Source organism: Exiguobacterium sp. CH10, assembly GCF_018617635.1.
GTDB classification, from domain to species: Bacteria; Bacillota; Bacilli; order Exiguobacteriales; family Exiguobacteriaceae; genus Exiguobacterium; species Exiguobacterium aestuarii_A.
Genome location: NZ_JACSKO010000003.1, coordinates 1 through 26,786, shown reverse-complemented (window position 1 = coordinate 26,786; position 26,786 = coordinate 1). Strand labels below are relative to the sequence as shown.

Annotated in this window: 26 protein-coding genes; 9 read left to right on the top strand and 17 right to left on the bottom strand. The window is 46.4% G+C overall.

Translation table 11 applies throughout. From position 1 onward, the window contains the following. Positions 1–10 precede the first annotated feature (10 nt). From rplI to KNP04_RS10580, 8 genes are all read right to left on the bottom strand, one after another. Positions 11–454 carry a 50S ribosomal protein L9 gene (gene rplI / locus KNP04_RS10615; protein WP_214696532.1) on the bottom strand — a complete coding sequence of 148 codons (444 nt, stop codon included), beginning with the start codon at positions 452–454 and terminating at the stop codon, positions 11–13. Continuing rightward, on the bottom strand, positions 451–2,442 hold the full coding sequence (locus KNP04_RS10610; protein WP_214875854.1) for a DHH family phosphoesterase: 1,992 nt from the start codon (positions 2,440–2,442) through the stop codon (positions 451–453). The genes rplI and KNP04_RS10610 overlap by 4 nt, the downstream gene beginning before the upstream one ends. Positions 2,443–2,593: 151 nt before the next feature. After that, positions 2,594–2,824 (bottom strand): 30S ribosomal protein S18, encoded by a 231-nt coding sequence (gene rpsR, locus KNP04_RS10605; RefSeq protein WP_015880232.1) that lies wholly within the window; start codon positions 2,822–2,824, stop codon positions 2,594–2,596. 43 nt (positions 2,825–2,867) lie between these two features. Beyond that, positions 2,868–3,377 carry a single-stranded DNA-binding protein gene (gene ssb / locus KNP04_RS10600; RefSeq protein ID WP_074034037.1) on the bottom strand — a complete coding sequence of 170 codons (510 nt, stop codon included), beginning with the start codon at positions 3,375–3,377 and terminating at the stop codon, positions 2,868–2,870. 37 nt (positions 3,378–3,414) lie between these two features. After that, positions 3,415–3,702 (bottom strand): 30S ribosomal protein S6, encoded by a 288-nt coding sequence (rpsF, locus tag KNP04_RS10595; RefSeq protein ID WP_074034039.1) that lies wholly within the window; start codon positions 3,700–3,702, stop codon positions 3,415–3,417. A gap of 131 nt (positions 3,703–3,833) precedes the next feature. After that, positions 3,834–4,934 (bottom strand): redox-regulated ATPase YchF, encoded by a 1,101-nt coding sequence (ychF, locus tag KNP04_RS10590; protein ID WP_214696529.1) that lies wholly within the window; start codon positions 4,932–4,934, stop codon positions 3,834–3,836. A gap of 153 nt (positions 4,935–5,087) precedes the next feature. Further along, positions 5,088–5,291: a DUF951 domain-containing protein gene (locus KNP04_RS10585; protein WP_214696523.1), complete on the bottom strand. Its 204-nt coding sequence runs from the start codon at positions 5,289–5,291 to the stop codon at positions 5,088–5,090. After that, positions 5,281–6,222, bottom strand: a complete 942-nt coding sequence (locus KNP04_RS10580; RefSeq protein WP_214875852.1) for a mechanosensitive ion channel family protein — start codon at positions 6,220–6,222, stop codon at positions 5,281–5,283. Before KNP04_RS10580 ends, KNP04_RS10585 begins: the two co-directional genes overlap by 11 nt. Before the next feature lie 171 nt (positions 6,223–6,393). Between KNP04_RS10580 and yyaC the strand changes: the two genes are divergently transcribed. Beyond that, complete coding sequence (yyaC, locus tag KNP04_RS10575) at positions 6,394–7,020, top strand: spore protease YyaC (RefSeq protein WP_214696519.1); 627 nt, start codon at positions 6,394–6,396, stop codon at positions 7,018–7,020. Here yyaC and KNP04_RS10570 read toward each other — a convergent pair. From KNP04_RS10570 to mnmE, 5 genes are all read right to left on the bottom strand, one after another. Next, positions 6,993–7,775, bottom strand: coding sequence for a ParB/RepB/Spo0J family partition protein (locus KNP04_RS10570; RefSeq protein ID WP_074034048.1), 783 nt, complete (start codon positions 7,773–7,775; stop codon positions 6,993–6,995). The genes yyaC and KNP04_RS10570 overlap by 28 nt on opposite strands. A gap of 36 nt (positions 7,776–7,811) precedes the next feature. Further along, complete coding sequence (gene noc, locus KNP04_RS10565) at positions 7,812–8,696, bottom strand: nucleoid occlusion protein (RefSeq protein ID WP_074034050.1); 885 nt, start codon at positions 8,694–8,696, stop codon at positions 7,812–7,814. Positions 8,697–8,776: 80 nt separating this feature from the next. Further along, complete coding sequence (gene rsmG / locus KNP04_RS10560; protein ID WP_214875850.1) at positions 8,777–9,493, bottom strand: 16S rRNA (guanine(527)-N(7))-methyltransferase RsmG; 717 nt, start codon at positions 9,491–9,493, stop codon at positions 8,777–8,779. A 4-nt stretch (positions 9,494–9,497) separates the two neighbouring features. Beyond that, positions 9,498–11,384 carry a tRNA uridine-5-carboxymethylaminomethyl(34) synthesis enzyme MnmG gene (gene mnmG / locus KNP04_RS10555; RefSeq protein WP_214875848.1) on the bottom strand — a complete coding sequence of 629 codons (1,887 nt, stop codon included), beginning with the start codon at positions 11,382–11,384 and terminating at the stop codon, positions 9,498–9,500. A gap of 15 nt (positions 11,385–11,399) precedes the next feature. Beyond that, a complete protein-coding gene (mnmE, locus tag KNP04_RS10550) occupies positions 11,400–12,779 on the bottom strand; it encodes a tRNA uridine-5-carboxymethylaminomethyl(34) synthesis GTPase MnmE (protein WP_214749515.1) in 1,380 nt (459 codons plus the stop codon). 170 nt (positions 12,780–12,949) lie between these two features. Here mnmE and KNP04_RS10545 point away from each other — a divergent pair, with 170 nt between their 5' ends. Continuing rightward, positions 12,950–13,702, top strand: coding sequence for a nucleotidyltransferase domain-containing protein (locus KNP04_RS10545; RefSeq protein WP_214875846.1), 753 nt, complete (start codon positions 12,950–12,952; stop codon positions 13,700–13,702). Between the two features lie 18 nt (positions 13,703–13,720). Here the strand turns inward: KNP04_RS10545 and KNP04_RS10540 are convergent, their stop codons facing one another. The 4 genes from KNP04_RS10540 to rpmH form a co-directional block, all read right to left on the bottom strand. Beyond that, on the bottom strand, positions 13,721–14,266 hold the full coding sequence (locus tag KNP04_RS10540; RefSeq protein WP_214875844.1) for an HdeD family acid-resistance protein: 546 nt from the start codon (positions 14,264–14,266) through the stop codon (positions 13,721–13,723). Positions 14,267–14,367: 101 nt separating this feature from the next. Further along, positions 14,368–15,228: a membrane protein insertase YidC gene (gene yidC / locus KNP04_RS10535; protein WP_214749506.1), complete on the bottom strand. Its 861-nt coding sequence runs from the start codon at positions 15,226–15,228 to the stop codon at positions 14,368–14,370. A 105-nt stretch (positions 15,229–15,333) separates the two neighbouring features. Then, positions 15,334–15,678: a ribonuclease P protein component gene (gene rnpA, locus KNP04_RS10530; RefSeq protein WP_147537828.1), complete on the bottom strand. Its 345-nt coding sequence runs from the start codon at positions 15,676–15,678 to the stop codon at positions 15,334–15,336. Positions 15,679–15,832: 154 nt separating this feature from the next. Beyond that, positions 15,833–15,967: a 50S ribosomal protein L34 gene (gene rpmH, locus KNP04_RS10525; protein WP_015880216.1), complete on the bottom strand. Its 135-nt coding sequence runs from the start codon at positions 15,965–15,967 to the stop codon at positions 15,833–15,835. A gap of 764 nt (positions 15,968–16,731) precedes the next feature. Here rpmH and dnaA point away from each other — a divergent pair. From dnaA to KNP04_RS10490, 7 genes are all read left to right on the top strand, one after another. After that, a complete protein-coding gene (dnaA, locus tag KNP04_RS10520; RefSeq protein ID WP_214749500.1) occupies positions 16,732–18,111 on the top strand; it encodes a chromosomal replication initiator protein DnaA in 1,380 nt (459 codons plus the stop codon). A 196-nt stretch (positions 18,112–18,307) separates the two neighbouring features. Then, a complete protein-coding gene (dnaN, locus tag KNP04_RS10515; RefSeq protein ID WP_026824743.1) occupies positions 18,308–19,447 on the top strand; it encodes a DNA polymerase III subunit beta in 1,140 nt (379 codons plus the stop codon). 126 nt (positions 19,448–19,573) lie between these two features. Continuing rightward, positions 19,574–19,789, top strand: coding sequence for a S4 domain-containing protein YaaA (gene yaaA / locus KNP04_RS10510; RefSeq protein ID WP_015880213.1), 216 nt, complete (start codon positions 19,574–19,576; stop codon positions 19,787–19,789). A 1-nt stretch (position 19,790) separates the two neighbouring features. Beyond that, a complete protein-coding gene (gene recF, locus KNP04_RS10505) occupies positions 19,791–20,909 on the top strand; it encodes a DNA replication/repair protein RecF (protein ID WP_074034078.1) in 1,119 nt (372 codons plus the stop codon). A gap of 49 nt (positions 20,910–20,958) precedes the next feature. Next, positions 20,959–22,887, top strand: coding sequence for a DNA topoisomerase (ATP-hydrolyzing) subunit B (gene gyrB, locus KNP04_RS10500; RefSeq protein WP_214696486.1), 1,929 nt, complete (start codon positions 20,959–20,961; stop codon positions 22,885–22,887). A gap of 22 nt (positions 22,888–22,909) precedes the next feature. Continuing rightward, positions 22,910–25,480, top strand: coding sequence for a DNA gyrase subunit A (gene gyrA, locus KNP04_RS10495; RefSeq protein ID WP_214875842.1), 2,571 nt, complete (start codon positions 22,910–22,912; stop codon positions 25,478–25,480). A gap of 57 nt (positions 25,481–25,537) precedes the next feature. Next, positions 25,538–26,527: an HD-GYP domain-containing protein gene (locus KNP04_RS10490; RefSeq protein ID WP_214875840.1), complete on the top strand. Its 990-nt coding sequence runs from the start codon at positions 25,538–25,540 to the stop codon at positions 26,525–26,527. The last annotated feature ends 259 nt before the right edge of the window (positions 26,528–26,786 follow it).

Here is a 26,786-nt window from a genome sequence, read left to right as displayed (position 1 = left end):
TACCTCACCTTCAAGCTTCTTGTACATGTACGTTCAACGTCGCAACGACGTCATGGTGCAACTTCACTGGCACTTTCGTGAAACCGAGCGCCTTGATTGGGTGCTCGAGTTCAATTTTACGCTTATCAATCTTGTAGCCCATTGATTTGAGGGCATCCGCGATTTGCTTGCTTGTGACCGATCCGAACACGCGACCACCTTCACCGGCTTTTGTCGTGACGGCAATCGTCTCTTTTTCAAGTTTTGCCTTAAGTTGCTGCGCTTCTTTCAACTCTTCTTCTGCAGCCTCTTCAGCACGACGTTCTTTCGCCGCGAACGCTTTTAAGTTTCCAGGTGTCGCTTCAACCGCCAAGTTTTTCTTGAACAAGACGTTTTTGGCGTAAGCGTCTGCCACGTTCTTCACTTCTCCAGCTTTTCCTTGCCCTTTTACATCTACTTTCAAAATGACTTTCATTCTAATTCCTCTCCTTCAGTATCATCTGTCATATAATGATCAATCGCTTCTTTTAACAAGACGTTTGCTTGTTCGCGACTCATTTCGAGTTGTGTCGCTGCATTCGTCAAATGTCCGCCGCCATCGAGCATTTCCATGATGACTTGAACGTTGACGTCACCGAGTGACCTCGCACTGATCCCGGTTCGTCCATCCGGTAAAATCGCGATGACGAACGAGGCTTTGACGCCCTCCATGTTCAGCAACTGGTCTGCAGACTGGGCAATCAATACCTGGTGATGGGCCTCATCGTCAGAAGCGACCGCAATCGCCATGCCATCTGCGTAAATCTCGGTGTTTTTCAAAATTTGTGACTGTTCGATATAGGCATCAAGGTCTTGACGCATAAAGTGTTGCACGAGTACCGTGTCAGCCCCTTGAATACGTAAGTAGGACGCCGCATCAAACGTACGTGAACCTGTACGGAGCGTAAAACCTTTCGTGTCGACCATAATCCCTGCAAGAAGTGACGTCGCTTCTAAAATCGAGAGCTTGCGACTTCCTGCCTGATACTCAATCAACTCCGTGACGAGCTCACACGTCGACGATGCATAAGGTTCCATGTACACAAGAACCGGATCCTCGATAAATTCTTCACCACGTCGGTGATGGTCAATCACGACAACACGCTCCGCCCGATACAGGATGTCTTTTGAAATGACAAGTGAAGGACGATGCGTGTCGACGACGACGAGAAGCGTCTGTTCATCGATGAGCGGTTGTGCTTCATATTCGGTTAAGAATTGGCTGTATAACGAGTCATCGTTCTCCACTTCTTGAACGAGACGTTGAATACCGATGCTCGTCTCACCTGACGGCACCACCACGTACGCCTCACGTCCGACAAACTCGGCCAACTTCATAATCCCGATCGAAGCACCGAGCGAGTCCATATCTGGATTTTTATGTCCCATAATGAGGACGCGGCTCGATTCCCGAATCAAATCACGCATCGAGTTCGAAATGACACGTGCCCGGACCCGCGTTCGTTTTTCCGTCGGGTTTGTCTTCCCTCCAAAGAAACGAACCTTTCCGTTATGACGCTTGACGACAGCCTGGTCACCACCGCGACCAAGTCCAAGGTCTAGACTTGACTGCGATAGGTTGCCGAGCTCTGTCAATGTCGTTTCTCCACATCCGATTCCAATCGATAACGTTAACGGAATTTTTTGTTCCTTTGTCGCATCTCGTACTTCATCCAAAATGGAAAAGCGATTGTTCTCAAGTTCAGATAACGTTCGCTCATTCATCACGAGGAAAAAGCGATCTGCTGCCGTACGGCGCATATAGACGTGATGTCGCTGTGCCCATTGGTTGAGAAGCACCGTCACACGACGGTTCACTTCACTTCGCACTTGCTCATCCACCGCAGTCGACATCTCATCATAGTTATCGAGATACAAAATACCAATAACCGTCTGCGTTTGAGCATATTTTTGCTCAATCTCTGCTTCTTCGGTCATGTCAAACAAATAAAGGGTTTGATGTGTTTGGTTGTAATAGACACGGTAGACGCGGTCGCCCACTTCAATCGTGGCTTCATCCTCTTCCTCTTCAATCAATTCATCGAATGCAGAATGGAGCGCATCAAGCGGTACACCAATCGCCATATCAAGTTCAAAGATCAATCGCGATTGTTCGTTATACCAACTGATTCGTCGGTCTTGATCGAAGACTAAGATCCCAATCGGCATCGTCGTCAACGCTTCTTTTCCGACCTCTTCGATTTGATGAGAGAGTGAAAGGACATACTGTTCCCAATTTTTACGTTCCCGTCGCATCGTCACTTGCTGATAGATGAAAAAGATCAGCGTGCCCATAAACAGGGTGATTGCCGCCACAATGCTGTAGAACGCCAATCCTAACGAGACAAGAAATCCAACCACATATGGAATCATGTGCCGCGCGTATTGGTTCTTCACGGATGTTATTGCTTCACCACTGTGCATGTATGCCTCCTAAAATGAGTAATGTTCACCCATGGAATCGTAAAGGTTTCTGCTCTATCATACCATATTCGTCGGTTTCACTTACACACTTACAAACGAGGTAAAATACAAAAAAACGACTTATCCAAAAGGATAAGCCGTTCGTCAAACATTACTCTGCAACGTATGGAAGCAAAGCCATTTGACGTGAGCGCTTGATAGCGACAGTAAGTGGACGTTGGTATTTCGCTGAAGTACCAGTCACACGACGTGGAAGAATTTTACCACGCTCCGAAACGAAGCGTTTGAGCAATTCTACGTCTTTATAATCGATATGAGTGATGTTGTTCGACGTAAAGAAACATACTTTACGACGACGACGACCTCCTGGACGACGTGCCATGTGAAGACCTCCTTTATAAGTTAGTTTTTATTGTCAACAATGATTAGAATGGCAAATCATCATCTGACAAGTCGATTTTGCCGCCACCCGAGAACGGATCTGCGTCAAAACCTTTATTCGAATTCGAGGACTGAGATGAAGTCGAAGCAGCTCCTGCGCCCCATCCTGATCCACTTGATTCACCACCACCGAAGACATCTCCAGATGGTGCTTGCTCACGTTGCCCTGCGGCTCCGCGTGGTTCAAGGAAGCGTACGCTGTCGGCGACTACTTCTGCCCGGTAACGACGTTGGCCATCTTGTCCTTCGTAACTACTGATTTGAAGGCGACCGTCAACGCCGGCCATGCTGCCCTTTTTCAAGTATTGTGCTACGTTCTCTGCTTGTTTGCGCCAAACGACACAATCAATAAAGTCCGTCTCGCGCTTCCCATCTTGTCCAGCGAATGGACGATCGCAAGCGAGAGTAAGGCGTGTTACGGCGATTCCGCTCTGCGTGTAACGCATTTCCGGATCGCGAGTCAATCGACCAACTAACACAACTCGGTTAATCATCTCCAAGCTCCCCTTTCACGATACGAGGCGTTAAGGATTAACGCTCGTCTTTTGTTGTCATTTGACGGACAACGTCGTCAGAGATCTTCATGAGACGCTCTGTTTCTTGGATCGCTTTAGGTTCAGCAACGATGTTAAGAAGAACGTAGTGTCCTTCGCGCATCTTGTTGATTTCATAAGCGAAACGACGTTTACCCATGTCTGTTGTTTTTTCAACAGTACCACCGTTTTCAGTGATGACGTTGTTGAAGCGCTCGATCAAAGCTTTCTTCGCTTCCTCATCAACTGATGGACGGATAATGTAAAGAAGTTCGTATTTACGCATTATCTTTCACCTCCTCTTGGACTAACGGCTCCTACCGGTTTGTAGGAGCAAGGAGCAAACAATTGTTTTACTCACGTCATAATATACTATCAAACTTCCTTGACTTTTACAACACGTTTCAGCAAATCAACTTATACGTTGAAGCGGAATGTGACAACGTCGCCGTCTTGGAAGACATATTCTTTACCTTCCGAGCGAAGTTTCCCTTGTTCTTTCACTGTCGTCATGTTGCCAGCTGCCGAAAGATCTTCATACGCGACAACTTCAGCACGAATGAATCCACGTTCGAAATCAGAGTGAATGACACCGGCACATTGTGGGGCTTTCATCCCTTGTTTGAACGTCCAAGCGCGAACTTCTTTTTCACCTGCCGTGAAGTATGTCGCAAGACCAAGTGTCGAATACGCAGCACGAATCAATTGATCGAGTCCTGACTCTTCGATACCGAGATCTTGCAAGAATTCGAGGCGCTCTTCCGGTTCGAGCTCTGAAATTTCTTCTTCGATACGTGCACAGATGACGATGACTTTTGCCCCTTCTGTTGCCGCATGGTCACGGACCGCTTGTACGTACTCGTTTGAGTCCGCGTCCGCCACTTCGTCTTCACTCACGTTCGCCACATAAAGCATCGGCTTCATCGTCAACAATTGGAAGTGTTTCACGATGGCGAGTTGGTCGTCCGTTAATTCAGCGACACGTGCCGGGCGCTCCGACTCAAGAACGTCACGTACGATTTCAAGTGCTTCAAGCTCTTGTACCGCTCCTTTATCTTTTGCTTTTACCATTTTTTGAACGCGAGCGATTCGTTTATCGACTTGTTCAAGGTCGGCTAAGATCAATTCAAGGTTGATCGTCGTAATGTCGTCAATCGGTGAGACGCGTCCCGCGACGTGCGTGATGTTCTCATCTTCAAAGCAACGAACGACTTGGCAAATTGCATCGACTTCGCGGATGTTCGCCAAGAACTTGTTTCCGAGTCCTTCACCTTTTGATGCACCTTTGACGATTCCAGCGATATCTGTAAATTCAAACGCTGTTGGCACCGTCTTTTTCGGTTTGACGAGTTCCGTCAATCGATCAAGACGTGCATCTGGTACTTCAACGACTCCGACGTTCGGGTCGATTGTCGCGAACGGATAGTTAGCCGCTTCGACTCCTGCTTGTGTAATCGCATTAAACAAAGTCGATTTCCCGACGTTTGGTAATCCGACAATTCCTGCTGTTAATCCCACTAGTAGTTCCTCCTCATCCGGTGTTTCCCGGGAAATGTTAAGCCGTCTGTGGAGTGGGTACCTTCAGTACACCACACCGTCACATCCTTCACAATTATAGATAGTCCACGATTAAACCGCAACTCACGTTCATAACCTAAAGAAAAACGCCGCTTATTCTGCGGCGTTCCCTTGCTCAAGCACTTTCTTGAATCGCTTATCAAAGTCACGGCGTTGCATGAGTACACTTGCTCCGCAGCCTTGACATTTGATGCGAATGTCCATCCCTACACGTGTGATTTGCCAGCGGTTCGTTTTGCAGGCATGTGGTTTTTTCATTTCCACAACATCGTTCAACGCATAAGTTTTACTGTGCATTTTCTGCTTCTCCTCCTTTAGGAGTTGGGTTCGGTGGCAACATGACCGTGCGTGGGTATGGAATTTCAATACCACGTTGGTCGAATCCTGCCTTCAATTCTTTATGCAAAATTCGTCCAGCTGCGAAATGTTGAGTCGGTGGTACTTCTGCCATCAAGCGATAGACGACTTCCGAAGCCCCGAGTGACTGTACTCCTGCGAGTGTGATTGGTTCGATGAAGAGGTCGTGATACTTCGCCTCGACTTCTTTCGCAATCTCTTTAATCGCCGACTCGACATGTTCCATGTCCTCTTCGTAGGCGACACCGACATCGACAACCGCCACACTATTTTCTAGTGAGTAGTTCGTCACTTGCATAATCTGTCCGTTCGGAATGATAGAAACTTGTCCGTTCAATCCTTTTAGTTTCGTGGTGCGAATGCCGACCTCGATGACGACTCCTTCGACCTGTTGATTCAAACTGACATAATCCCCATTTTTATATTGGTTTTCAAAGATGATGAACGCGCCTGTAATGACGTCCTTCACTAAACTTTGCGCACCGAACGAGATGGCAAGACCTGCTACCCCGGCTGATGCGATTAAACCGGCGATATTGACGCCGAATTGTCCGAGCACTGTCAGGACCATAATCAACCCGATCACATAACGAATCGTGTTTTGTGCGAGTTTCAAAAGTGTCTCATTTTGACGCTGAGCGACAATATCGTGTTCTTTTATTTTTCGAATCGTAAATACGCGCTCCACCATCGTCGTCAAAATTCTTGTTGCGATATATAAACCAAGGATGATGAGCGCCACACCAGTGAGCTTGATTCCTAAACCAATCCACATGTCTGTATCTTTAAAGTACTCCACGAATTGGTTCACGCTATCCAATGTTTCGTCTGCCACCGTGCTTAAATCTTTTTCTGTATTTTGCGAAGCCATCTTTTCACCTCAAAAGTCGTAGATTCTAAATCATCAAAACATATTTCGCGACTTTTCTCAAACGCCGCATTCGGAAGTTTAGAAGTTTTCCACTTTTGGGAATGGGTTAATACGAGATCAATCCCCTAACTGCAACTAGGAATAGGCAGCTCAGAAGAGAGGATGAGATTCATGCCGTTTCGCTTAAAACCTCATAAACCATACTCTTTCTTCATTGAACACACTGAGCGGAGTGGATCCAGATTACTTGCGGACCAGCTTCATGAACAGTTGGTCAATGAAACACATCGCCCCATCGTCCTTGTTTGCATCGGTTCAGATCGTTCGACCGGTGATTCACTCGGCCCCCTCGTCGGAACGTTTTTAGAAGAACGTCGCATCCGCAACCTACACGTATACGGTACGTTAACGAAACCCGTACACGCGCTCAATTTAGTGGAGACGTTACATGAGATTCAAACCCGCTTCCATCAACCGCTCATCATTGCCATCGATGCCTGTCTCGGACGTTTGTCGAGCGTCGGCTACGTCTTCTTTTCAGAAGGACCACTCGCCCCGGGTGCAGGCGTCCAAAAAGAACTCCCTGCCGTCGGTGCTTATAATATCAAAGCCGTCGTGAACGTCAGTGGCTTTATGGAAATGATGATTCTTCAAAATACACGACTCCATCTCGTCTATGAACTCGCACGCTTCATCACGGAAGGATTCGTCGATTTCGATTCACGCATCGGACGCCTTCATCACGAAGAGGCTGCGATCACTAGACTTCGTCAGTCACGAGACGAGTCAAAGTCTTGAGGCGACAACAATGTAAGGAGTTGTTCTAAATCGTCTTGTGAGAAGTATTTTAGTTCTAAAACTCCTCCCTTTCGACGAGGACGAATCGACACATCCATTTGAAGACGCTCTGCAAGCACTGCTTCGACCGCTTCGATATCTGCGTTCGATTGCTTCAGCGTCTTTTTTGCTGTGCGCTCTTTTTGTAAGTAACGCTCGAGCCGCCTTACCGTCCAATGTTCGGCAATCACTCTTTTTGCAATCTGTTCCATCGCTTGTTCTGATTTCATGCCTGTAATCGCCCGTGCATGACCCATCGTCAAATCACCGACCATGACCGCGTGCTGAACCGCGCTCGGCAAACGAAGCAGACGCAAACTGTTCGTCACATGACTTCTGCTTTTCCCGACCCGGTCTGCCAACTGTTGTTGTGTCAGGCCGAGTGTCTGCATCAATTGTTCATAGGCGACGGCTTCTTCGATGGCGTTCAAGTCGGCACGCTGAATGTTTTCAATCAAGGCCAACTCCATGACGCGATCCGAGTCCGCCGTGACGACTAGAGCGGGAATGTCTTCTTTCCCGGCAAGTTTTGCTGCTTGGAATCGTCTTTCCCCAGCGATGATCTCATAGTAGCCGGTCGCTTTTCGTACGACGATTGGTTGCAACACGCCATACCTTTCAATCGACTGGCGTAACTCTTCTAGTTTCTCCACCTCAAATTGTTTCCGGGGTTGGTTCGGGTTTGGGCGAATGAATTTTAACGCTAATCGTTCCATCTACAAACCTCCTTCATCGTATGAAAAAGCACGGACTCATTTTTGAGGCCGCGCTTTCGGGATGCGAATTCGAATTTCAACAAATTCCTCTTCGTCTACTTCTTCAGTTTGGACATCAATCCCTGTTTTCCCAATCAAATCGATTGAGTCACGAATCGTATTGATGGCGATTCGCGTATCGCGCGCAAAACTTTTCGTCCGGCGACGTTGTTTTTTCGGTTTACGCTTTTCTTCTTCGATCGGCGTTGTCAAAAAGGCGACTCGTTCTTCTGTCTCTTTAACATTATAATCCTGTTCCAACACTTCAACGAGCACTTGGAGCTGTAACCCCTCTTCTTTTAACGGTAACAACGCACGGGCGTGTCGTTCGTTGATGCGACGATCGCGAAGTGATTGTTTCACGTCTTCAGGCAACTTCAACAGTCGCAACTTATTCGCAATCGTAGACTGGCTCTTCCCCAGACTCTTCGCTAATGCATCCTGCGTCAAACCGTTCAAGGCGAGTAAACGGTCGTATGCTTCCGCCTCTTCAATCGGACTCAACTGCTCCCGTTGCAAGTTTTCAATCAAGGCGAGCGCAGCCGTCGTATCGTCATCCATATCGCGAACGATTGCTGGAATCGCTGACCAGCCGAGCGATTTCACGGCTCGGAAACGACGCTCCCCGGCGATGATTTCATAGCAGTCCCCGTCTGCCTTACGAACCACGATCGGTTGAAGCAGTCCGTGTTCCGAAATCGTCGTTGCCAACTCTTCAATTTTAGCCGGTTCGAATACTTTACGCGGTTGGTATCGGTTCGGACGCAATCGTGACAACGAGAGCTCCTGTACCGTGTCGTCCGCTCGAACTTCTGCAATCTGCGTCACGGCAACTTCGTCTTTTCGATTCACACCGAACAATTTCGCAAATCTATTCTTCAACGTCGGGCACCCCTTTTATGTAAAAAAATAAGCAGACTCCACCACTGGAATCTGCTTTTGTTTCACGTGAAACGACATCATCAGATAAGTGGCTCTTTCGCCGGTGTTCCCGCCTTACGCGGATATTTCCCGGGCGTTTTTCGTAGTTTATCTACAACTACGATATTACGCTCACTCATCTCTCCTGGCAATAGGAACTGGTGTGTCGCTTTTTCTTTCCCGCCAAGGACAGCCAACGCATTTTGGGCGTCTTTCATCTCATCAGATACTTTCGCCGCCTTAAGCGCGACAAAGCTTCCGCCTACTTTTGCGAGTGGTAGGCAGTACTCAGCCAACACCGTCATGCGGGCTACCGCACGTGCTGTGACGACATCAAACTGTTCACGGAATTTTTTATTCTTCCCGAATTCTTCGGCACGCCCATGATGGAACGCGACTCCTTCAAGTCCAAGTGCAAGCGCCAACTCATTCAAGAACGTGATGCGTTTATTCAATGAATCGATGATCGTGACATGTAAGTGCGGGAATAAAATCTTGAGAGGGAGACTCGGGAATCCGGCACCCGCTCCGACATCACATACCGTTTCGACTTTCGTGAAATCGAAATGGAACGCTGCGCTGAGCGAATCGTAAAAGTGCTTCAAATACACTTCCTCTTTGTCCGTGATGGCCGTCAAGTTCATTTTTTCGTTCCATTCAACAAGCATCTCGAAATAGCGCTTGAACTGAGCGAGTTGTGTCTCGTTCAGTTCAAACCCTTTCGCCCGTAACGCTTCAATAAATTGAGATTCGTTCATCGTTTCACTCCACCGTCGCATATTGTCCTTGTTCGATATAGACAAGCAAGATTGACACGTCTGCAGGGTTTACACCCGAGATTCGTGATGCTTGTCCGATCGAAAGTGGACGAACTTGTTTTAATTTTTGTTTCGCTTCTGTCGCAAGACCGCCGATTGCATCGTAATCCAAGTTTTCTGGGATTCGTTTTGCTTCCATGCGACGCATCTTTTCAACTTGTTCGAGTTGTTTTGAGATATAGCCTTCATACTTCACTTGAATCTCGACTTGTTCTTTCACTTCGAACGACAACTCGTCTGTAGATGGGACGACTGTCATGAGCGCCTCATACGTCACTTCTGGACGTTTCAACAAAATGTTGGCATGTGTCGCTTCTTTCAGCGGTTGTGCACCGACCGATTCAAGCATCGCATTCACTTCAGGCGTCGGTTTGACAACAAGTGATGCGAGTCGATTCACTTCTTTTTCAATCGCTTCACGCTTCTCATTGAGATGTGCATGGCGTTCTTCTGAAAGTAAGCCGATCTCGTGCCCGATGTCGCTGAGGCGTAAATCCGCATTGTCATGACGCAACAAGAGGCGATACTCAGCACGCGATGTGAGGAGACGATATGGTTCGTTCGTTCCTTTCGTCACCAAGTCATCGATTAAGACACCGATATATGCTTGAGAGCGATCAAGGATGACAGGGTCTTTGCCGAGCACTTTGCATGCGGCGTTGATTCCCGCCATGATTCCTTGTCCGGCTGCTTCTTCGTAGCCGCTCGTCCCGTTGATTTGTCCCGCTGTAAAGAGTCCTGGAACTGCCTTTGTTTCAAGAGTCGGCCAAAGTTGCGTCGGTACGACCGCATCGTACTCAATCGCATAACCTGGACGCATCATTTCTGACTTTTCAAGACCTGGAATCGTCCGAAGCATCTGATGTTGAACGTCTTCTGGCATACTCGTCGAGAAACCTTGAACGTATACTTCTTCCGTGTCGCGACCTTCTGGTTCTAAGAAGATCTGGTGACGCGGCTTGTCATTAAAACGGACGACTTTATCTTCAATCGATGGACAGTAACGTGGTCCTGTTCCTTTGATTGCACCCGAATACATTGGTGAACGGTGTAAGTTCTCATCAATCAATTGATGCGTACGTTCACTCGTATACGTGAGCCAGCAAGGGATTTGTTCAATTGGATTCAAGTCAGTCGACGTGTACGAGAAGAATGATGGATTCTCGTCTCCCGGCTGAATCTCAGTCTTCGAGTAATCGATCGTTTTCCCATCAATTCGTGGCGGTGTCCCTGTTTTGAATCGAACTAAATCGAGGCCGAGTTCTTCTAAATGTTTTGAAAGCTCGACCGATGGCATTTGGTTGTTTGGACCACTTTCGTATGCCAATTCACCGATGATGATTTGACCACGCATGAACGTTCCCGTCGTGACGATGACTGCTTTCGCGCGATATTCTGAACCCGTGTTCGTTACCACGCCACGCACTTCTCCGTCTTCGATGAGCAATCGTTCAACAAGTGCCTGACGGAGCAATAGATTCGGCTCGTCTTCTAGCACTTTCTTCATATGATTTTGATATTGGAATTTGTCCGCCTGTGCACGTAGCGCACGTACCGCTGGACCTTTCGACGTGTTGAGCATCTTCATTTGGATGTACGTCGCATCAATCGCACGACCCATTTCTCCGCCGAGTGCGTCGATTTCACGTACGACGATCCCTTTCGCCGGTCCCCCGATTGACGGGTTACAATACATGAACCCGACCATATCAGGGTTCATCGTCAGCATCGCTGTTTTGGCACCCATCCGAGCCGATGCGAGTGCCGCTTCAATCCCTGCGTGTCCGGCCCCGATGACGATTACGTCATATTCGCCTGCCGTATAAGCCATATTTGTTCCTCCTTATTATTTCCCAAGACAAAACTGTGAAAAGAGCTGATCGATCAAGCTCTCTTGAACGGTATCTCCATTGATTTCACCGAGCGTATCCCACGCCCGACGTAAATCGATTTGGACCATATCGATTGGCATATTCATGACGGCACTACCGAGCGCCTCATCAATTTGACCAATCGTTCGTTTGATTAATTGAATGTGTCGAGCGTTTGAGATATATGTCATATCTTGCGACTCAACGCCTTTTGCAAAGAAGAGGTTCGCAATCGCCGCTTCAAGTGCATCGATTCCCTCATCTAGTAAGAGCGACGTCGCCACGATTGGACGGCCTGCCGCTAGTTTCTCTAGCTTAGAAGAATCCATGTTTTGTGGCAAGTCTGTCTTGTTGATGATGATGATGGCATTCATCCCTTTGACGGCCTCAAACAACGCCTCATCTTCGACAGTCAGCCCCTCATGTCCGTTTAAGACGAGAAGGACCAAGTCTGCCGCTTCTAACGCCTTCCTCGATTTTTCTACGCCGATGCGTTCAACGATATCTTCTGTCTCGCGAATACCGGCGGTGTCCACCAACTTTAGCGGAACACCTTTCACGTTGACATATTCTTCAATCGTGTCACGTGTCGTCCCCGCAATCTCAGTGACAATCGCTTTCGTCTCCTGCACGAGCGTATTCATGAGTGAGGATTTTCCGACGTTCGGTCGCCCGATGATCGCCGTCGCCAAACCTTCGCGCAAGATTTTCCCTTGTCGCGCCGTCTCGAGCAATTGCTCCAAGATTCGTTTGACTTCGCCCGCCTTCTCTTCGACGATCGCTTGTGTCATCTCTTCGGCGTCATACTCCGGATAGTCAATATTGACCTCGACTGCCGCAATCGTCTCAAGCAGTTGTTGACGCAATTCGCGAACGAGTCGTGACAAACGTCCTTCCATTTGAGACATGGCCACGTTCATCGCCCGATCCGTTTTCGCACGAATCAAGTCCATGACCGCTTCGGCTTGTGATAAATCGATGCGGCCATTTAAAAAGGCGCGTTTCGTGAACTCGCCCGGTTCTGCTAAGCGGATGTCGGGTTGGTCGAGAATGAGTTCTAGCACACGATTGACCGCCACGACACCTCCGTGACAATTGATTTCGACGACGTCTTCTCGTGTAAACGTCTTTGGTGCTCGCATGATACTGACCATGACTTCATCTACGACTTCGCCCGTATCAGGACGTTTTAATGTTCCATAATGAATGGTATGTGAATCGACCGTTGTTAAGTCTTTTCCAGAAAACACATTGTTCACCGTTTCGACCGCCAAATCGCCTGATAATCGGACGATTCCAATGGCACCTTCACCCATCGGCGTCGAAATCGCTGTAATCGTGTCAAACTCTAGCATCTTTCTCCCTCCAAACCTAAACCATCTTCCTCTATCATATGCATAACGAACCTACTATACACGATATTCGACTTGAACGAAAGAGTTCACCCGCCGATGAAGTCATTGCAGTTCCTATCATTATTTTCGTACAATAAAGGAATATATTTACAGAGACGAGAGGGATGAACATGAAGCAACAGGAAGCGATTCAACTCATTACGGAACGATTAAAACAGGATGAGGCAGTTCAAGCAATTTTTTTGAAAGGCTCTTTCGGCAGGGGAGAAGCCGATGAGCATTCAGATATCGACCTTTATGTCATGGTGCACCCCGATGAGGAGGCCTCCTTTCTATCTAGACGCCTCGAGCATTTAAACGCTTACCGTCCGATTCTGTTAAAAGACGAGATTCACATCGTTGCGCCACAACTCATCGTCGTATTCGACGATTTTCTTCACCTCGACCTGTTCACGGTCACGCAAGATACGTTGAACCATCAAGACTCGATTCATGTGATCTACGACCCACAACAGCGACTTGCTAGACACGCCACTTCCTTGCAGTTAGACGAAGCAGCAATCAGTGACCATGCCTTCGACACCGTTTGGTTCTTTTTCCAATATACGAAATCAAGAAATCGTGGTAACGACATTTGGGCAGCCGAAATGCTTCGTCAAGGAATGGTCCATTTTGCATATGTGTTAGCCGCTCACCATACACCGGATCGGGCTTCTCTTGGTTTAAAGGATATGACGCAGCGACAAAAAATCGACCTACATCCATTTTATAATCAATTGACCCCAGCGAATCATGAAAAAGCCGCCCGACTCTACATCGAGCGACTCAAAGAAGAACACCCTTTCTTCCAATCCTTATCCGGCTACAATGTGTTCGGATCGTTTATGGAACAGTTGCTTCAACGAGAAACAAACCGCCCTTGAAAGAGGACGGTTTGTTTTTTAGTAACGTGCTTGTCGTTTCGTCGAACGAATCGTGAAATAGAGGAACAATTCTAGAATTGCAATGGCGATGAGGATTCCACCGAAAAGCTGGAATAAGACAAGTAGGCTACTGAACGGATTCGTCAACATGAGAATCCCGACACCAATCCACAATAGACTGCCAATCAAAAACCAGAGCCATCGTCCTGCCATCGATTGACGGTAACCGAGCGCCTGAATGAGGCGAATGATTCCTCCAAATAAAAACAGCGCCCCGATTAAAATCGGGAGTAGACTAGCCAGCGTCTCGGCGAAGAAAAAGACGACCGCTGCCAAAATCAAATAGATGAGACCCATAAAGAAAGCCGACGGTAAACCACCCTGTCGTCTACGAACCCCTTGAAAAATCATCCATATACCCAGGACAGCCAAGTATCCGGCAATCACGTACACCATGACATCAAAGAAAAATCGAGGGTACAGTAGAATAAGAACACCGAGCACAAAGTAAATGATTGCTTGCCATAACGTCGAACGTTCTACACGATGAATAAATGCCTCCATGTTTCCACACCTCCATTTACCCGTTTCTTTCATTATTCCCGTCTTCTCGACATACAATCCCATAAAAAAAGCTGAGTGTCAGATGACACCCAGCTTAACGATTATTTACGTTTTTTCTTTTTGTTTTTCTTTTCTTCTTCAGCAAGCGCTGCACGCTCTGCTTCTTTCGCAGCGATTTTCGCTTCTGCTGCAACCTTCATCTTCTCACGCATCGGAAGCATGATTGCCATCGTGACGATGATTGAGATGATATAACCGACTACCCAGTACAATGAGAGTGCGGCTGGAAGGTTGATCGACATGATGAAAATCATGACTGGGAAGATGTAAAGCATCATCTTCAATTGTGGGTTCTGTTCTTGACCCGCCATTGAGATTTTTTGTTGAACGAACGTCAAGACTGCCGCCAAAATTGGCAAGATGAACGTCGGGTCCGGAGCACCGAGGTCGAACCATAAGAAGTCCGCTTCGAAAATTTCAGGAGTACGACGAATCGCATCATAGAACGCGAAGAGAATCGGCATTTGAATCAAGATTGGCAAACAACCTGCGAGCGGGTTGATTTGGTATTCCTGATAAAGTTTCATCATCTCTTCTTGGAGTTTACGTTGTGTTTCTTGGTCTTTTGAGCTGTACTTCTCACGAAGCTTCAACATTTCCGGTTGCAAGACTTGCATCGCACCCATACTCTTCGTCTGCTTGATCATGAGCGGGAGAATCAACAAACGAACAATGATTGTCGCGATGATGATTGAAATCCCGTATTGCCATGGGCCACCGACTAAGTAAGCAACTTCCTTCAAGAGCCATGCGAGCGGCCATACAAAGTACTTCGCCCAGAAACCTTCTGTGTCAGCCGTGATTGGTTCGGCTTGGATGGTAGACGGATCCACACAGCCTGCCATTAGCATGATGACCGCAGTCATGGCAGCGAGTAATCCTAATTTTAGCTTTTTGCTCATAGTTCCTCCTACGCTTTCTTTATCAATTCTTTTTTAACGCACACGTCGATCGGGCAATCTTATAAGACTCTGATTATATGAGAGAACAAATTCAGATTGTCATGGTCACCGGCTTTGTTTTTGCCAAACCTTCGCTCGTTTGAATACGTGTTTCAAACTCTCGGTCACTTCCGACTGCGTCAATGCGGTCGCAGGCTTCCGGGCGATGATCACATAATCATTCGGCGCAACGTTCGGTTCAAGCAAGCGAAGCGACTCACGCATCAATCGTTTCATGCGGTTTCGTTCTACAGCATTTCCAAGCTTTTTGCTGACAGAAAGACCCACTCTGAAATGCGTTTGATCCGCTTTGAGCGTGTAGACGACAAACTGACGATTGGCCACGGAGCGTCCTTCGCGAAACACCGCTTGGAACTCTTCATTCTTTTGCAGGCGGTATTCTTTTTTCAAAATTCTCACTCCATCCTTCGCTTCAAAAATCGTCAACTAACATCATATCATATCCGCATCATTTGAACGAGGGAGAATCCATGAAATGCTACGTTTCTGTGACAAACTAAAAAATTGCCCGAGGAAAGGATCCCCGGGCAATCTTCATTCGAAATTATACAGTCAAGGCTTTACGGCCTTTACGACGACGAGCAGCAAGAATGTTGCGACCGTTTTTAGTCGCCATGCGTGCACGGAATCCGTGAACTTTCTTACGCTTACGGTTGTTAGGGTTGAAAGTTGGTTTCATGGTTACAGCACCTCCTCAAGATTAACGCTCTATTAGCAAGTTATAGTTTCATTTAAGGCAGTCTTTAAGATTATATAAATCGAATCAACAATTGTCAATGTATTTTCGAACGGTTTTCGAATCGGCGAGATTACGTGATCGAGAGGTGTCATTGGAGATTGTTTAACTTTGTCTAGAACGGCTTGTATGGAACCAGATTGATACGAAACCTTTACGTATTTCTTAAACGGTCTTTATAAATAGCGATGTTGAGCCATTTTATCCACATATTCACGAAGTTATCCACATTTATATGTGAATAACTCTTCTTTTTTCATATCCGAATTCTTTATTTTTTCATTTTCTTCTTTTACAAAAACTTTCTTTCGATTCACTTCCTCCTCTTTTGTGCATAACTTTTTCAATTGCCATTCTCTTCAAACACCTTTATCCACAACATATCCACAGTTTATCCACAAAACACACAGCATGTGGATAAGTGGGTGTGGATACTTTTCTTTATCTGTGGATAAATACCGAAAAGCATTGCCACGTCTATTTTATTTTGCTAAACTGAATGTGCACAAACTTGTGGATGAACAATTCGTGATTCCGAGATATACACAGGCTGTGGATAAGTGTTATCCCCATAATGAACACCATGTGGATAACTTTATCCACAGTTTTTGTTCTCTGGGGATAACCCTAGTTTCTACTATAGAATAGTGTATGTGTATATCGTGTGAATAAGTTTTACCAAACATGTGAGTAAAGGAGGTCTTTCATTGAAGAATGCTCGCGAGATTTGGAGAAACGTTTTATCTGTGATTGAAGAAGAGGAACGAACTCCAAAAGCTAGTTTTGACATGTGGTTGAAATCAACCGAAGGGATATCACTGATGGGGACGACACTCGTTGTGTCGGCGCCGGCCAGTTTTATCGTTACGTGGTTAGAGCGACAGTACTTGTCACTTTTACAAGATACGGTCGAAGAGATCACAAACAATAAGCTCGAAATTCATTTTATTGAAGAATCTCAAGCACACAAGTATGCTCCAGCGGATGGATCGTCACAAGAATCCATTGCCGTGACAGAAACAAGGGAACAGCCTTTACCATTACCTTCAAAAGAGGAAGGGGATCTCGGCCAGCTGAATGACAAATACATCTTCGAGACGTTTGTCATCGGATCAGGGAACCGATTTGCCCACGCCGCATCACTCGCTGTTGCTGAAGCGCCAGCACGTGCATATAACCCACTATTTATTTACGGGGGAGTCGGACTTGGGAAAACGCATTTGATGCATGCGATTGGTCATTATGTAAAAGGACAAAAACCAGGAGCTCGGATTGCGTATGTCTCTTCTGAAAAGTTTACGAATGAATTCATCAACTCTATTCGAGACAATAAAACAGGCGAGTTCCGTAATCGCTATCGGAACATTGATGTGTTGCTGATTGATGATATTCAGTTCTTGGCAGGAAAAGAACAAACGCAGGAAGAGTTTTTCCACACTTTCAATGCGCTACACAATGATCAGAAACAAATCGTCATTTCAAGCGACCGACCACCAAAAGAAATTCCGACGTTAGAAGATCGCCTACGTTCGCGTTTCGAATGGGGACTCATTACGGACATCACACCACCTGACCTCGAGACACGAATTGCGATTCTCCGTAAAAAGGCGACTGCTGAAGGTCTCGATATCTCAAACGAGGTCATGCTTTATATTGCGAATCAAATCGATACGAACATTCGTGAACTAGAAGGGGCGTTGACACGCGTTGTCGCTTACGCAAAACTAGTTGGGCGACCGATTGACCCAGACGTAGCAGCAGAAGCGCTTCATAACATCATGCCGGTCCAGGAAGCGAAGAAGATCGTCATTCGTGACATTCAAGAAATAGTCGGTCAACACTTCAACATTCAAGTAGAAGAGTTGAACTCGAAAAAACGCACAAAAACGTTGGCATTCCCACGTCAAATCGCGATGTACCTATCTCGTGAGATGACGGAGAGTTCGTTGCCGAAAATCGGGGAAGAGTTTGGAGGGCGTGATCATACGACTGTGATTCATGCACATGAGAAAATTAGCACGCTCCTGAAAAACGATGTGGAAATGCAAGAGACGATTCAAACGTTGAAAAAAGCACTGTCTAACTGATGACGGATTCTCTGTGGATATCCTGTGGATAAACCACCTTGGTTATCCACAAGTTATTCACAGGCGAAATGGCTTTATACGTATGCTTAAGGGGACTTATCCCCAGTATCCACAGCCCTTATTACTATTATGACTTAATTAATACTATTATTATCATTAGTAAATGACTCATTTCACCTTAGGAGGAATTATCCACATGCATTTAACGATTCAACGAGATGTATTCATGCAAGCCGTACAAGATGTATCAAAAGCTGTGGCTTCACGAACAACTATTCCAATTTTGACAGGCTTAAAGCTGGAAGCTCATGCGGACGGTTTAACATTGACAGGAAGTGACACTGAAATTTCGATTGAACGTTTGATCCCAATCGAAGAAGGTGGAATTGAACTCATTCAAATTCAACGTGCCGGAAGTGTCGTATTGAATGCACGCTTTTTAGGAGAAATCGTGAAGAAGTTGCCGACAAACGAAGTCACACTCGAAGTGTCACCAAACTTCATGACACGAATTGAGTCTGGCCAGGCAGAATTCCATTTGAACGGTCTCGACCCGGACGAATATCCTCGCCTCCCAGAACTTGCGAGTGACCGTCGTTTCTATCTACCAGCGGATCTCTTGAAGACCATCATCCGTCAGACAAGTTTCGCTGTTTCTTCACAAGAGACACGCCCCGTTCTAACAGGGGTCAACTTCTCTGCTGAGAAAGGCTTCCTCACATGTGTAGCGACAGACAGCCACCGCTTGGCGCTTCGTCGTGCTCGTTTTGAGACAGATAACGACTTGACGTTCCAAAATGTCGTCGTCCCTGGTCGTTCGCTCAACGAGCTCGCTAAATTGCTCGATCGTGAAGAGTTGCCGATTGAAATCGTGCTGACGGACCAGCAGATCTTGTTCCGCATGAAAAATATCTCATTCTTCTCGCGTTTGTTAGACGGGGCGTACCCAGACACGTCACGCCTCATTCCGGAAGAATATCGTACAGCGGTGCGCATGAATGCGAAAGAATTCTTACAAGCCATCGACCGTGCATCACTCTTAGCACGTGCTGATCGGAACAACGTCATTAAATTTGTCGCGGAAGATACGACAGCAGTCGAAGTATCTTCACATTCACCTGAAGTCGGTAAAGTGTCTGAGCGTGTCAGCATCTTATCGCTTGAAGGGGAAGAATTGAAAATATCCTTCAACTCTAAATTTGTAATGGATGCGCTTCGTGCGCTCGATGCATCTGAAATCGAAATCCAGTTCACGGGTTCGATGCGACCGTTCATTCTACGACCGGTTGAGCAAGATAGCGTTCTTCAACTGATTTTACCAGTCCGCACATCGTAAGCAGCGGATAGGGATGATGAGGTGTCTGACCTTGTCATCCCTCTTTTTGCCTTATTCGACGATTTTCGATAAACTAATATGTATGGCGATTTTTTCAGATCAGCATGTGAGAAAGGAAGTGACGACATGGAAAAAGTGTCGATTACAACCGAGTATGTAACGCTCGGACAATTTTTAAAATTAGCAGATATCATCTCAAGTGGGGGACAAGCAAAGTTCTTTTTAGAAGATGTCATGATCAAAGTGAACGGTGAGCAGGACCAACGCCGTGGTCGCAAATTGAGAGATGGAGATACAATCGAGGTCGAAGGCTTCGGGGAATATCAAATCGAGGGAAACTGACGTGCATTTAAAGTCGATCCGATTGCAAAATTATCGCAACTACGAAACCCTCGAGCTAGATTTCTCAGAACAGACGAATGTTCTAATTGGTGAGAATGCCCAAGGAAAAACGAATCTTCTCGAATCGATTTACGTACTTGCGCTCGCAAAATCGCATCGGACGACACAAGACCGAGAATTGATCGGTTGGGAAGCTGATGCCGCAAGTATCGAAGGACGGATTCATAAACGTACCGGCGAATCCGTGCAGAGTCTTTCATTTTCTCCTAAAGGAAAAAAAGCAAAGCTCAATCATTTAGAACAACGTCGTCTCAGTGACTATGTCGGCGCATTTAACGTCGTCTTGTTCGCCCCTGAAGACTTAGCCATCGTCAAAGGCAGTCCACAAGGGAGACGGCGATTTTTAGATATGGAAATCGGTCAGGTCAGTCCCGTGTACTTACATGAGCTCAATCAATATTTGAAGACGTTAAAACAGAGAAACGCCTTGTTGAAGCAGTTATCCACAAAGGGTGGGGACGAGACGTTACTCGAAGTATTGACGGACCAATTGATTGAACTCGCCGTGAAGATTGTGATGAGACGCTATCATTTCATCGATCAACTCGAAAAATGGGCCAATCCGATTCATTCTGGGATCACACGTGAGTTAGAGACACTGACGATTCAATACGTTTCTGACACGTTCCAAAAAGAACGTTTCTCAAAAGAACAGATGTTTGAAACGTATCGTCAAAAGTTTGATAAAATAAGAGAGAACGAACGAAGAAGAGGTGTGACCTTATTTGGTCCGCATCGTGACGATTTTGAATTGTACGTAAACGATCGAAACGTTCAAACGTTCGGTTCACAAGGTCAGCAACGAACGGCGGCCTTGTCATTGAAGCTAGCTGAAATTGAATTGATTCATGAAGAAGTGGGCGAATATCCTCTTTTGTTATTAGACGATGTGTTATCTGAACTTGACGATCATCGCCAAACCCATCTACTCGATACGATGGGACGAAAAGTACAAACGATTTTGACGACAACAAACATTGATGGAATCGCACATGAAACCATTCAACAAGCCAAAGTGTTTCACGTGAAACAAGGAGAAGTCGAAACAGAATCCGTGTAATCGTGGTAAGAAGGAACACCAAATCATGTATAGTAGGTGAAAATAACCGATGAGTAATGAAAACGAAAAAGAATTGCAAGCGTATGGCGCCGATCAGATTCAAGTTCTTGAAGGCTTAGAGGCTGTTCGTAAACGTCCAGGGATGTATATCGGTTCCACAAGCTCTCGCGGTCTCCACCACTTAGTATGGGAGATTGTCGATAACTCAATCGATGAGGCGCTTGCAGGTTATTGTGACACGATCACAGTGACGGTTGAGCCAGGAAACTCCATCGTTGTCGAAGATAACGGACGTGGGATTCCAGTAGACGTTCAAAAGAAAACAGGTCGACCTGCCGTTGAAGTTATTTTCACGGTATTGCACGCCGGCGGTAAATTCGGCGGTGGCGGATACAAAGTTTCAGGTGGTTTGCACGGTGTAGGGGCGTCGGTTGTTAACGCACTATCGACAAAACTTGAAGTGTTCGTCCGTCGCGACGGCAACGTGTATTATCAATCGTTCAAACGTGGCGTGCCACAAGGTGAACTTGAAATCGTCGGAACGACAGATACGACAGGAACGACTGTCCGCTTCTTCCCGGACGGCGATATCTTCCAAGAAACGCTCGAGTACGACTTTGATTTGCTAGCAACACGTCTTCGTGAGCTTGCTTTCTTAAATAAAGGGTTACGGATTGTCGCAAAAGATGATCGTAGCGATGAGACGATTGAACGCAATTATCACTACGAGGGCGGAATTAAGTCTTACGTCGAGCACTTGAACCGTTCGAAAGCATCGATTCATGAAGAGCCTGTATATGTGCACGGAACGAAAGATGGAATTGAGGTAGAGATTGCCCTTCAGTACAACGAAGGTTTCGCAAGTAACATCTACTCATTCACGAACAACATCCCGACACATGAAGGTGGGACGCACGAGACTGGATTTAAAACAGCACTCACACGTTCAATCAATGATTATGCGAAGCGATTCGGATTGATGAAAGAGGCCGACGGTAGTCTCTCTGGGGATGATGTCCGTGAAGGATTGACGGCGATCGTTTCCGTCAAACACCCGGCACCTCAGTTTGAAGGACAGACGAAGACGAAACTTGGAAATGCCGATGCTCGTACGGCGACAGATACGTTATTCAGTGACACGTTCGAACAATTCTTGCTCGAGAATCCATCAGTCGGTCGTCTTATTGTCGACAAAGGATTGATGGCAGCACGCGCACGTCTTGCTGCGAAACGCGCACGCGAGATGACACGTCGTAAAGGTATTCTCGAAGTCAGTTCATTACCAGGGAAATTGGCTGACTGTTCGTCGAAAGACGCTTCGAAATCTGAACTATACATCGTTGAGGGTGACTCAGCGGGTGGTTCGGCAAAATCTGGTCGTGACCGTCACTTCCAAGCAATCTTGCCGATTCGAGGGAAAATCATCAACGTCGAGAAAGCACGTCTTGACAAGATTTTGGCCAACCAAGAAGTCCGGACCATTATCACGGCTCTCGGAACAGGGATTGCGGATGAGTTCGATTTATCAAAAGCACGTTACCATAAACTGATCATCATGACCGATGCCGATGTCGATGGAGCGCACATTCGTACGCTGTTATTGACGTTCTTCTATCGTTACATGCGACCACTCGTGGAGAGTGGATACGTCTATATTGCGCAACCACCGCTCTATGGTGTGAAGCACGGTAAAGAAACAATCTATGTTCAAAACGAGCGAGAGTTACAAGCTACACTTGCACAACTTCCTGAAAACGCACGTTATAGCGTTCAACGTTACAAGGGTCTTGGAGAGATGGATCCTGAACAGTTGTGGAATACGACGATGAACCCGGAAACGCGTTCGATGCTTCGCGTTGATCTTCAAGATGCGATTGAAGCAGATGAGATTTTTGAAACGCTCATGGGTGACAACGTCGAACCACGCCGTGACTTTATTCAATCTCACGCCCATTACGTGAAGAACCTCGATATTTAATAAGAAGGGTAGGCAATAACGAATGGCAGAACAAGAAAATATCAAGGATATAAATATTAGCCAAGAGATGCGAACGTCGTTCATGGACTATGCGATGAGCGTCATCGTATCACGTGCCCTTCCGGACGTGCGAGATGGTTTGAAGCCGGTTCACCGTCGTATTTTGTATGCGATGAACGAGCTCGGAATTCGTGCGGACAAGCCACATAAGAAATCGGCGCGTGTCGTCGGGGACGTGATCGGTAAGTATCACCCACACGGTGACTCTGCCGTTTACGAAACGATGGTTCGTATGGCTCAAGATTTCAGTTATCGTTACGAACTAGTCGACGGTCACGGGAACTTCGGTTCAGTCGATGGCGACTCGGCCGCTGCGATGCGTTATACCGAGGCACGTATGTCTAAGATTGCGATGGAACTCGTACGAGACATTGGCAAAAACACAATCGATTACCAACCAAACTTCGATGGTGAAGAGAAGGAGCCGGTCGTTCTTCCGGCGCGTTTCCCGAACTTCCTTGTCAACGGAACGAGCGGGATTGCGGTCGGGATGGCAACGAACGTTCCACCGCATAACTTGAATGAAGTCATCGATGGGGTTTTGGCTCTTACTCATAACCCGGACATCACGATTGCTGAATTGATGCAACACATCCCAGGCCCTGACTTCCCGACAGCGGGAGAGATTTTGGGACGCAGCGGGATTCGTCGTGCCTATGAGACCGGACGTGGGTCAATTACGATGCGTGCGAAAGCCGAAATCGAGACGTTGAAAAACGGTCGTGAACGAATCCTCGTTCATGAAATCCCATATCAAGTCAACAAGGCACGTCTCGTTGAGAAAATTGCCGATTTGGTACGTGATAAAAAAATCGAAGGAATCACAGACTTGCGTGATGAATCCGACCGTAACGGGATGCGGATTGTCATCGAAGTTCGTCGCGATGCAAATGCGAGTGTCATCTTGAACAACTTGTATAAGCAAACGCCGATGCAGACGACGTTCGGAGTGAACATGCTTGCCCTCGTAGGCGGTCGCCCGAAAACGTTGAACATCAAACAAGCCATCTATTACTACATCGAACACCAAAAAGAAGTCGTACGTCGTCGTACGCAATTCGATTTGGATAAAGCGGAAGCACGTGCCCACATCTTAGAGGGACTTCGTGTTGCGCTTGATCACTTGGATGAAGTCATCGCCATCATTCGTAGTACACGTACTGGTGACGAGGCGCGTGAGAAGTTGATTGCTCGCTTTGGACTTTCTACTGAGCAAACGCAAGCGATTTTAGATATGCGTCTCCAACGATTGACTGGTTTGGAGCGCGAGAAAATCGAAGGCGAATACCGTGAAGTGAAAGCGTTGATCGAGGAACTTCGTGCGATTCTTGGTGATGAGGAGTTGCTTCTCGACATCATTCGTAACGAGTTGCTTGAAATCAAAGAGCGGTATGGTGATGCACGTCGTACGGTGATTCGTACAGACATAGTTGAACTTGAGGACGAAGATTTAATCCCGGTTCGTGACATGATGATCACGTTAACGAGCGAAGGTTACATCAAGTCAATTCCATCCGATTCATATCGCGCACAGCGTCGGGGTGGACGTGGGAAACAAGGTATGGGAACGAACGATGAAGACTTCGTACTTCGTTTGCTGTCAGCATCGACACACGATACGATTCTCTTCTTTACGAACTTCGGTCGTGTCTTCCGTCTAAAAGGATATGAAATTCCTGAGATGAGTCGTACCGCAAAAGGAATGCCAATCATTAACTTGCTTCAAATCGATAAAGGTGAAAAAGTTGAAACAATGATTCCTGTCGATTTCAACAGTTACCTGGCAAACCAAACGGTGGCAGAGGATGCGCAAAATGAATCGGAAGAAGAAGTGGCAGATGAGCAATTGTCTCTTGTCTTCATTACAAAAGAAGGTTTGATTAAGCGTTCACCACTTTCGGCATACGCTCGAATCAACAAGAACGGTCTTCGTGCCATCAGCTTGAATGAAACAGATGAGCTCGTCACCGTCCGCCTTGCGAAGAGCGATGATGAAATGTTGATTGTCACTCGCCAAGGAATGTCGATTCGTTTCCCTCTCGAAGGAGAAGTTCGATCGATGGGACGTACGGCACGTGGTGTTCGTGCAATTCGTTTGAAGAAAGACGATGATTTGGTCGTTTCAATGGAAATCGTTCGCACAACGCAAGACGTCTTGATTATCACTGAAAAAGGATTCGGGAAACGTACAGCTATGGAACAGTTCCGTACACAAGGTCGTGGCGGTTCCGGAATCATTGGAATTAAGACAGATCGTGGAACAGTCGTTGGTATGCGTGTCGTTGATGAAGATGATGACATCATGTTGATGACTGAGCACGGCGTTGCGATTCGAATCGATTCGCAAACCATCTCTCAGATGGGTCGAAGCACACGTGGTGTGAAAGTGATGAACATTGAAGATGGCGATCGTCTAGCGACTATCGCAAAATTGAAAAAAGATGAGTTAGAAGAGGAATCAGCAGTCGATTTGGAGAATGGGTTTGAGGTAGAAGCACCTGAAACCGACGAATCGTCTGATGTGAATGAGTAAGACGAGAGGTCGAACGGTGTTTCCGTTCGACCTTTTTCATATATAGGAGGGATTCGCGTGCGTTTGAACTTATCCGCTGTACATGTTGGTATGACGTTATTGTCACCCGTTTCTTCCTTAGAGGCAGGAATTCATTTAACGAATGAACATTTACGTTTGCTCCGTTTCTTAAAGATTGAAGCAATTGATGTTGCACCTGTTGAACAATTAATCTTCACTTCTATAGAAGAAAAGCTTCTTTGCGAACAGGTTCTACAATATGAGAAACACTATAATCAGTGGGAAGAGCGAATCGCTCCGAATCCTTACGAAGGTTTAGAATTTATTCATCAACTATTTAGTCAGGAACTCCCGCTTTCAGCAGTCGTTCATTTTTTTACGCATCAACCGTTGCGAAAAAACCATGTCATTTACCATGCGATCTATCGAGCACTCGTCGCGCGCGCCTTATCGAAATATCGAGGGGATGAGCACCAACTTCAATTTGATTACGGAATTGCTTCTTATTTCGCTGATGCGAGTTACGCTAAAATTCGAAAATGGTCTCATATGCGTTATTTCACAAAAATGGAACGAGAGCTACTATACCAACACCCACTTGTCTCGGCAGCGATGCTCCCAAGTAATCAAACGCTACGAGGGCGTATCTATCAATTGATCACAGAGCATCACGAACGTCTAGATGGATCCGGTTTTCCTAAACGTCTAACCGAGCGGGAGTTGAATCCCGCGTCTCCTTTATTTATTGTCGCTGATCGATTCTGTCAGTTAACCGCACCACGAACGTTTCGAAAACCACTTTCGCCAGAAGAAGCATATTTTTATATGTGGCAGAATAAAGCCTATGATGAGGAGGCCTTGTCGCTTCTCGCTACGTTGCTCGGGTTTTATGAAATCGGTCGAACCGTTTTATTGAGTAGCGGAGTGCGTGGGAAGATTCACGCATATACGAATCGTATTGAGCGACCTATTGTTATAGAAGATACGGATGAGACTGAATATGATTTATCGCGTTTGACTGAAGTGAAAATTGTATCGTTTCAATAAGAAGAGACTGGCGATTCCTCTCAGCAAAAATGATAGGAATCGTCTTTATTTATTCTTTTTTAAAAAACTTTATTTTTATAGTTGACGAACATAAAGTCAGATGCTATTATAAATGAGTCGCTAAGAGCGGCAGACGAACTTTGAAAACTGAACGATGAGGCAAAAATAAGTTTTACAATTTTTGAATGAAGCGCAAGCTTCGTCAATTTAAGAGCTATATCAAATTCTTTGGAGAGTTTGATCCTGGCTCAGGACGAAC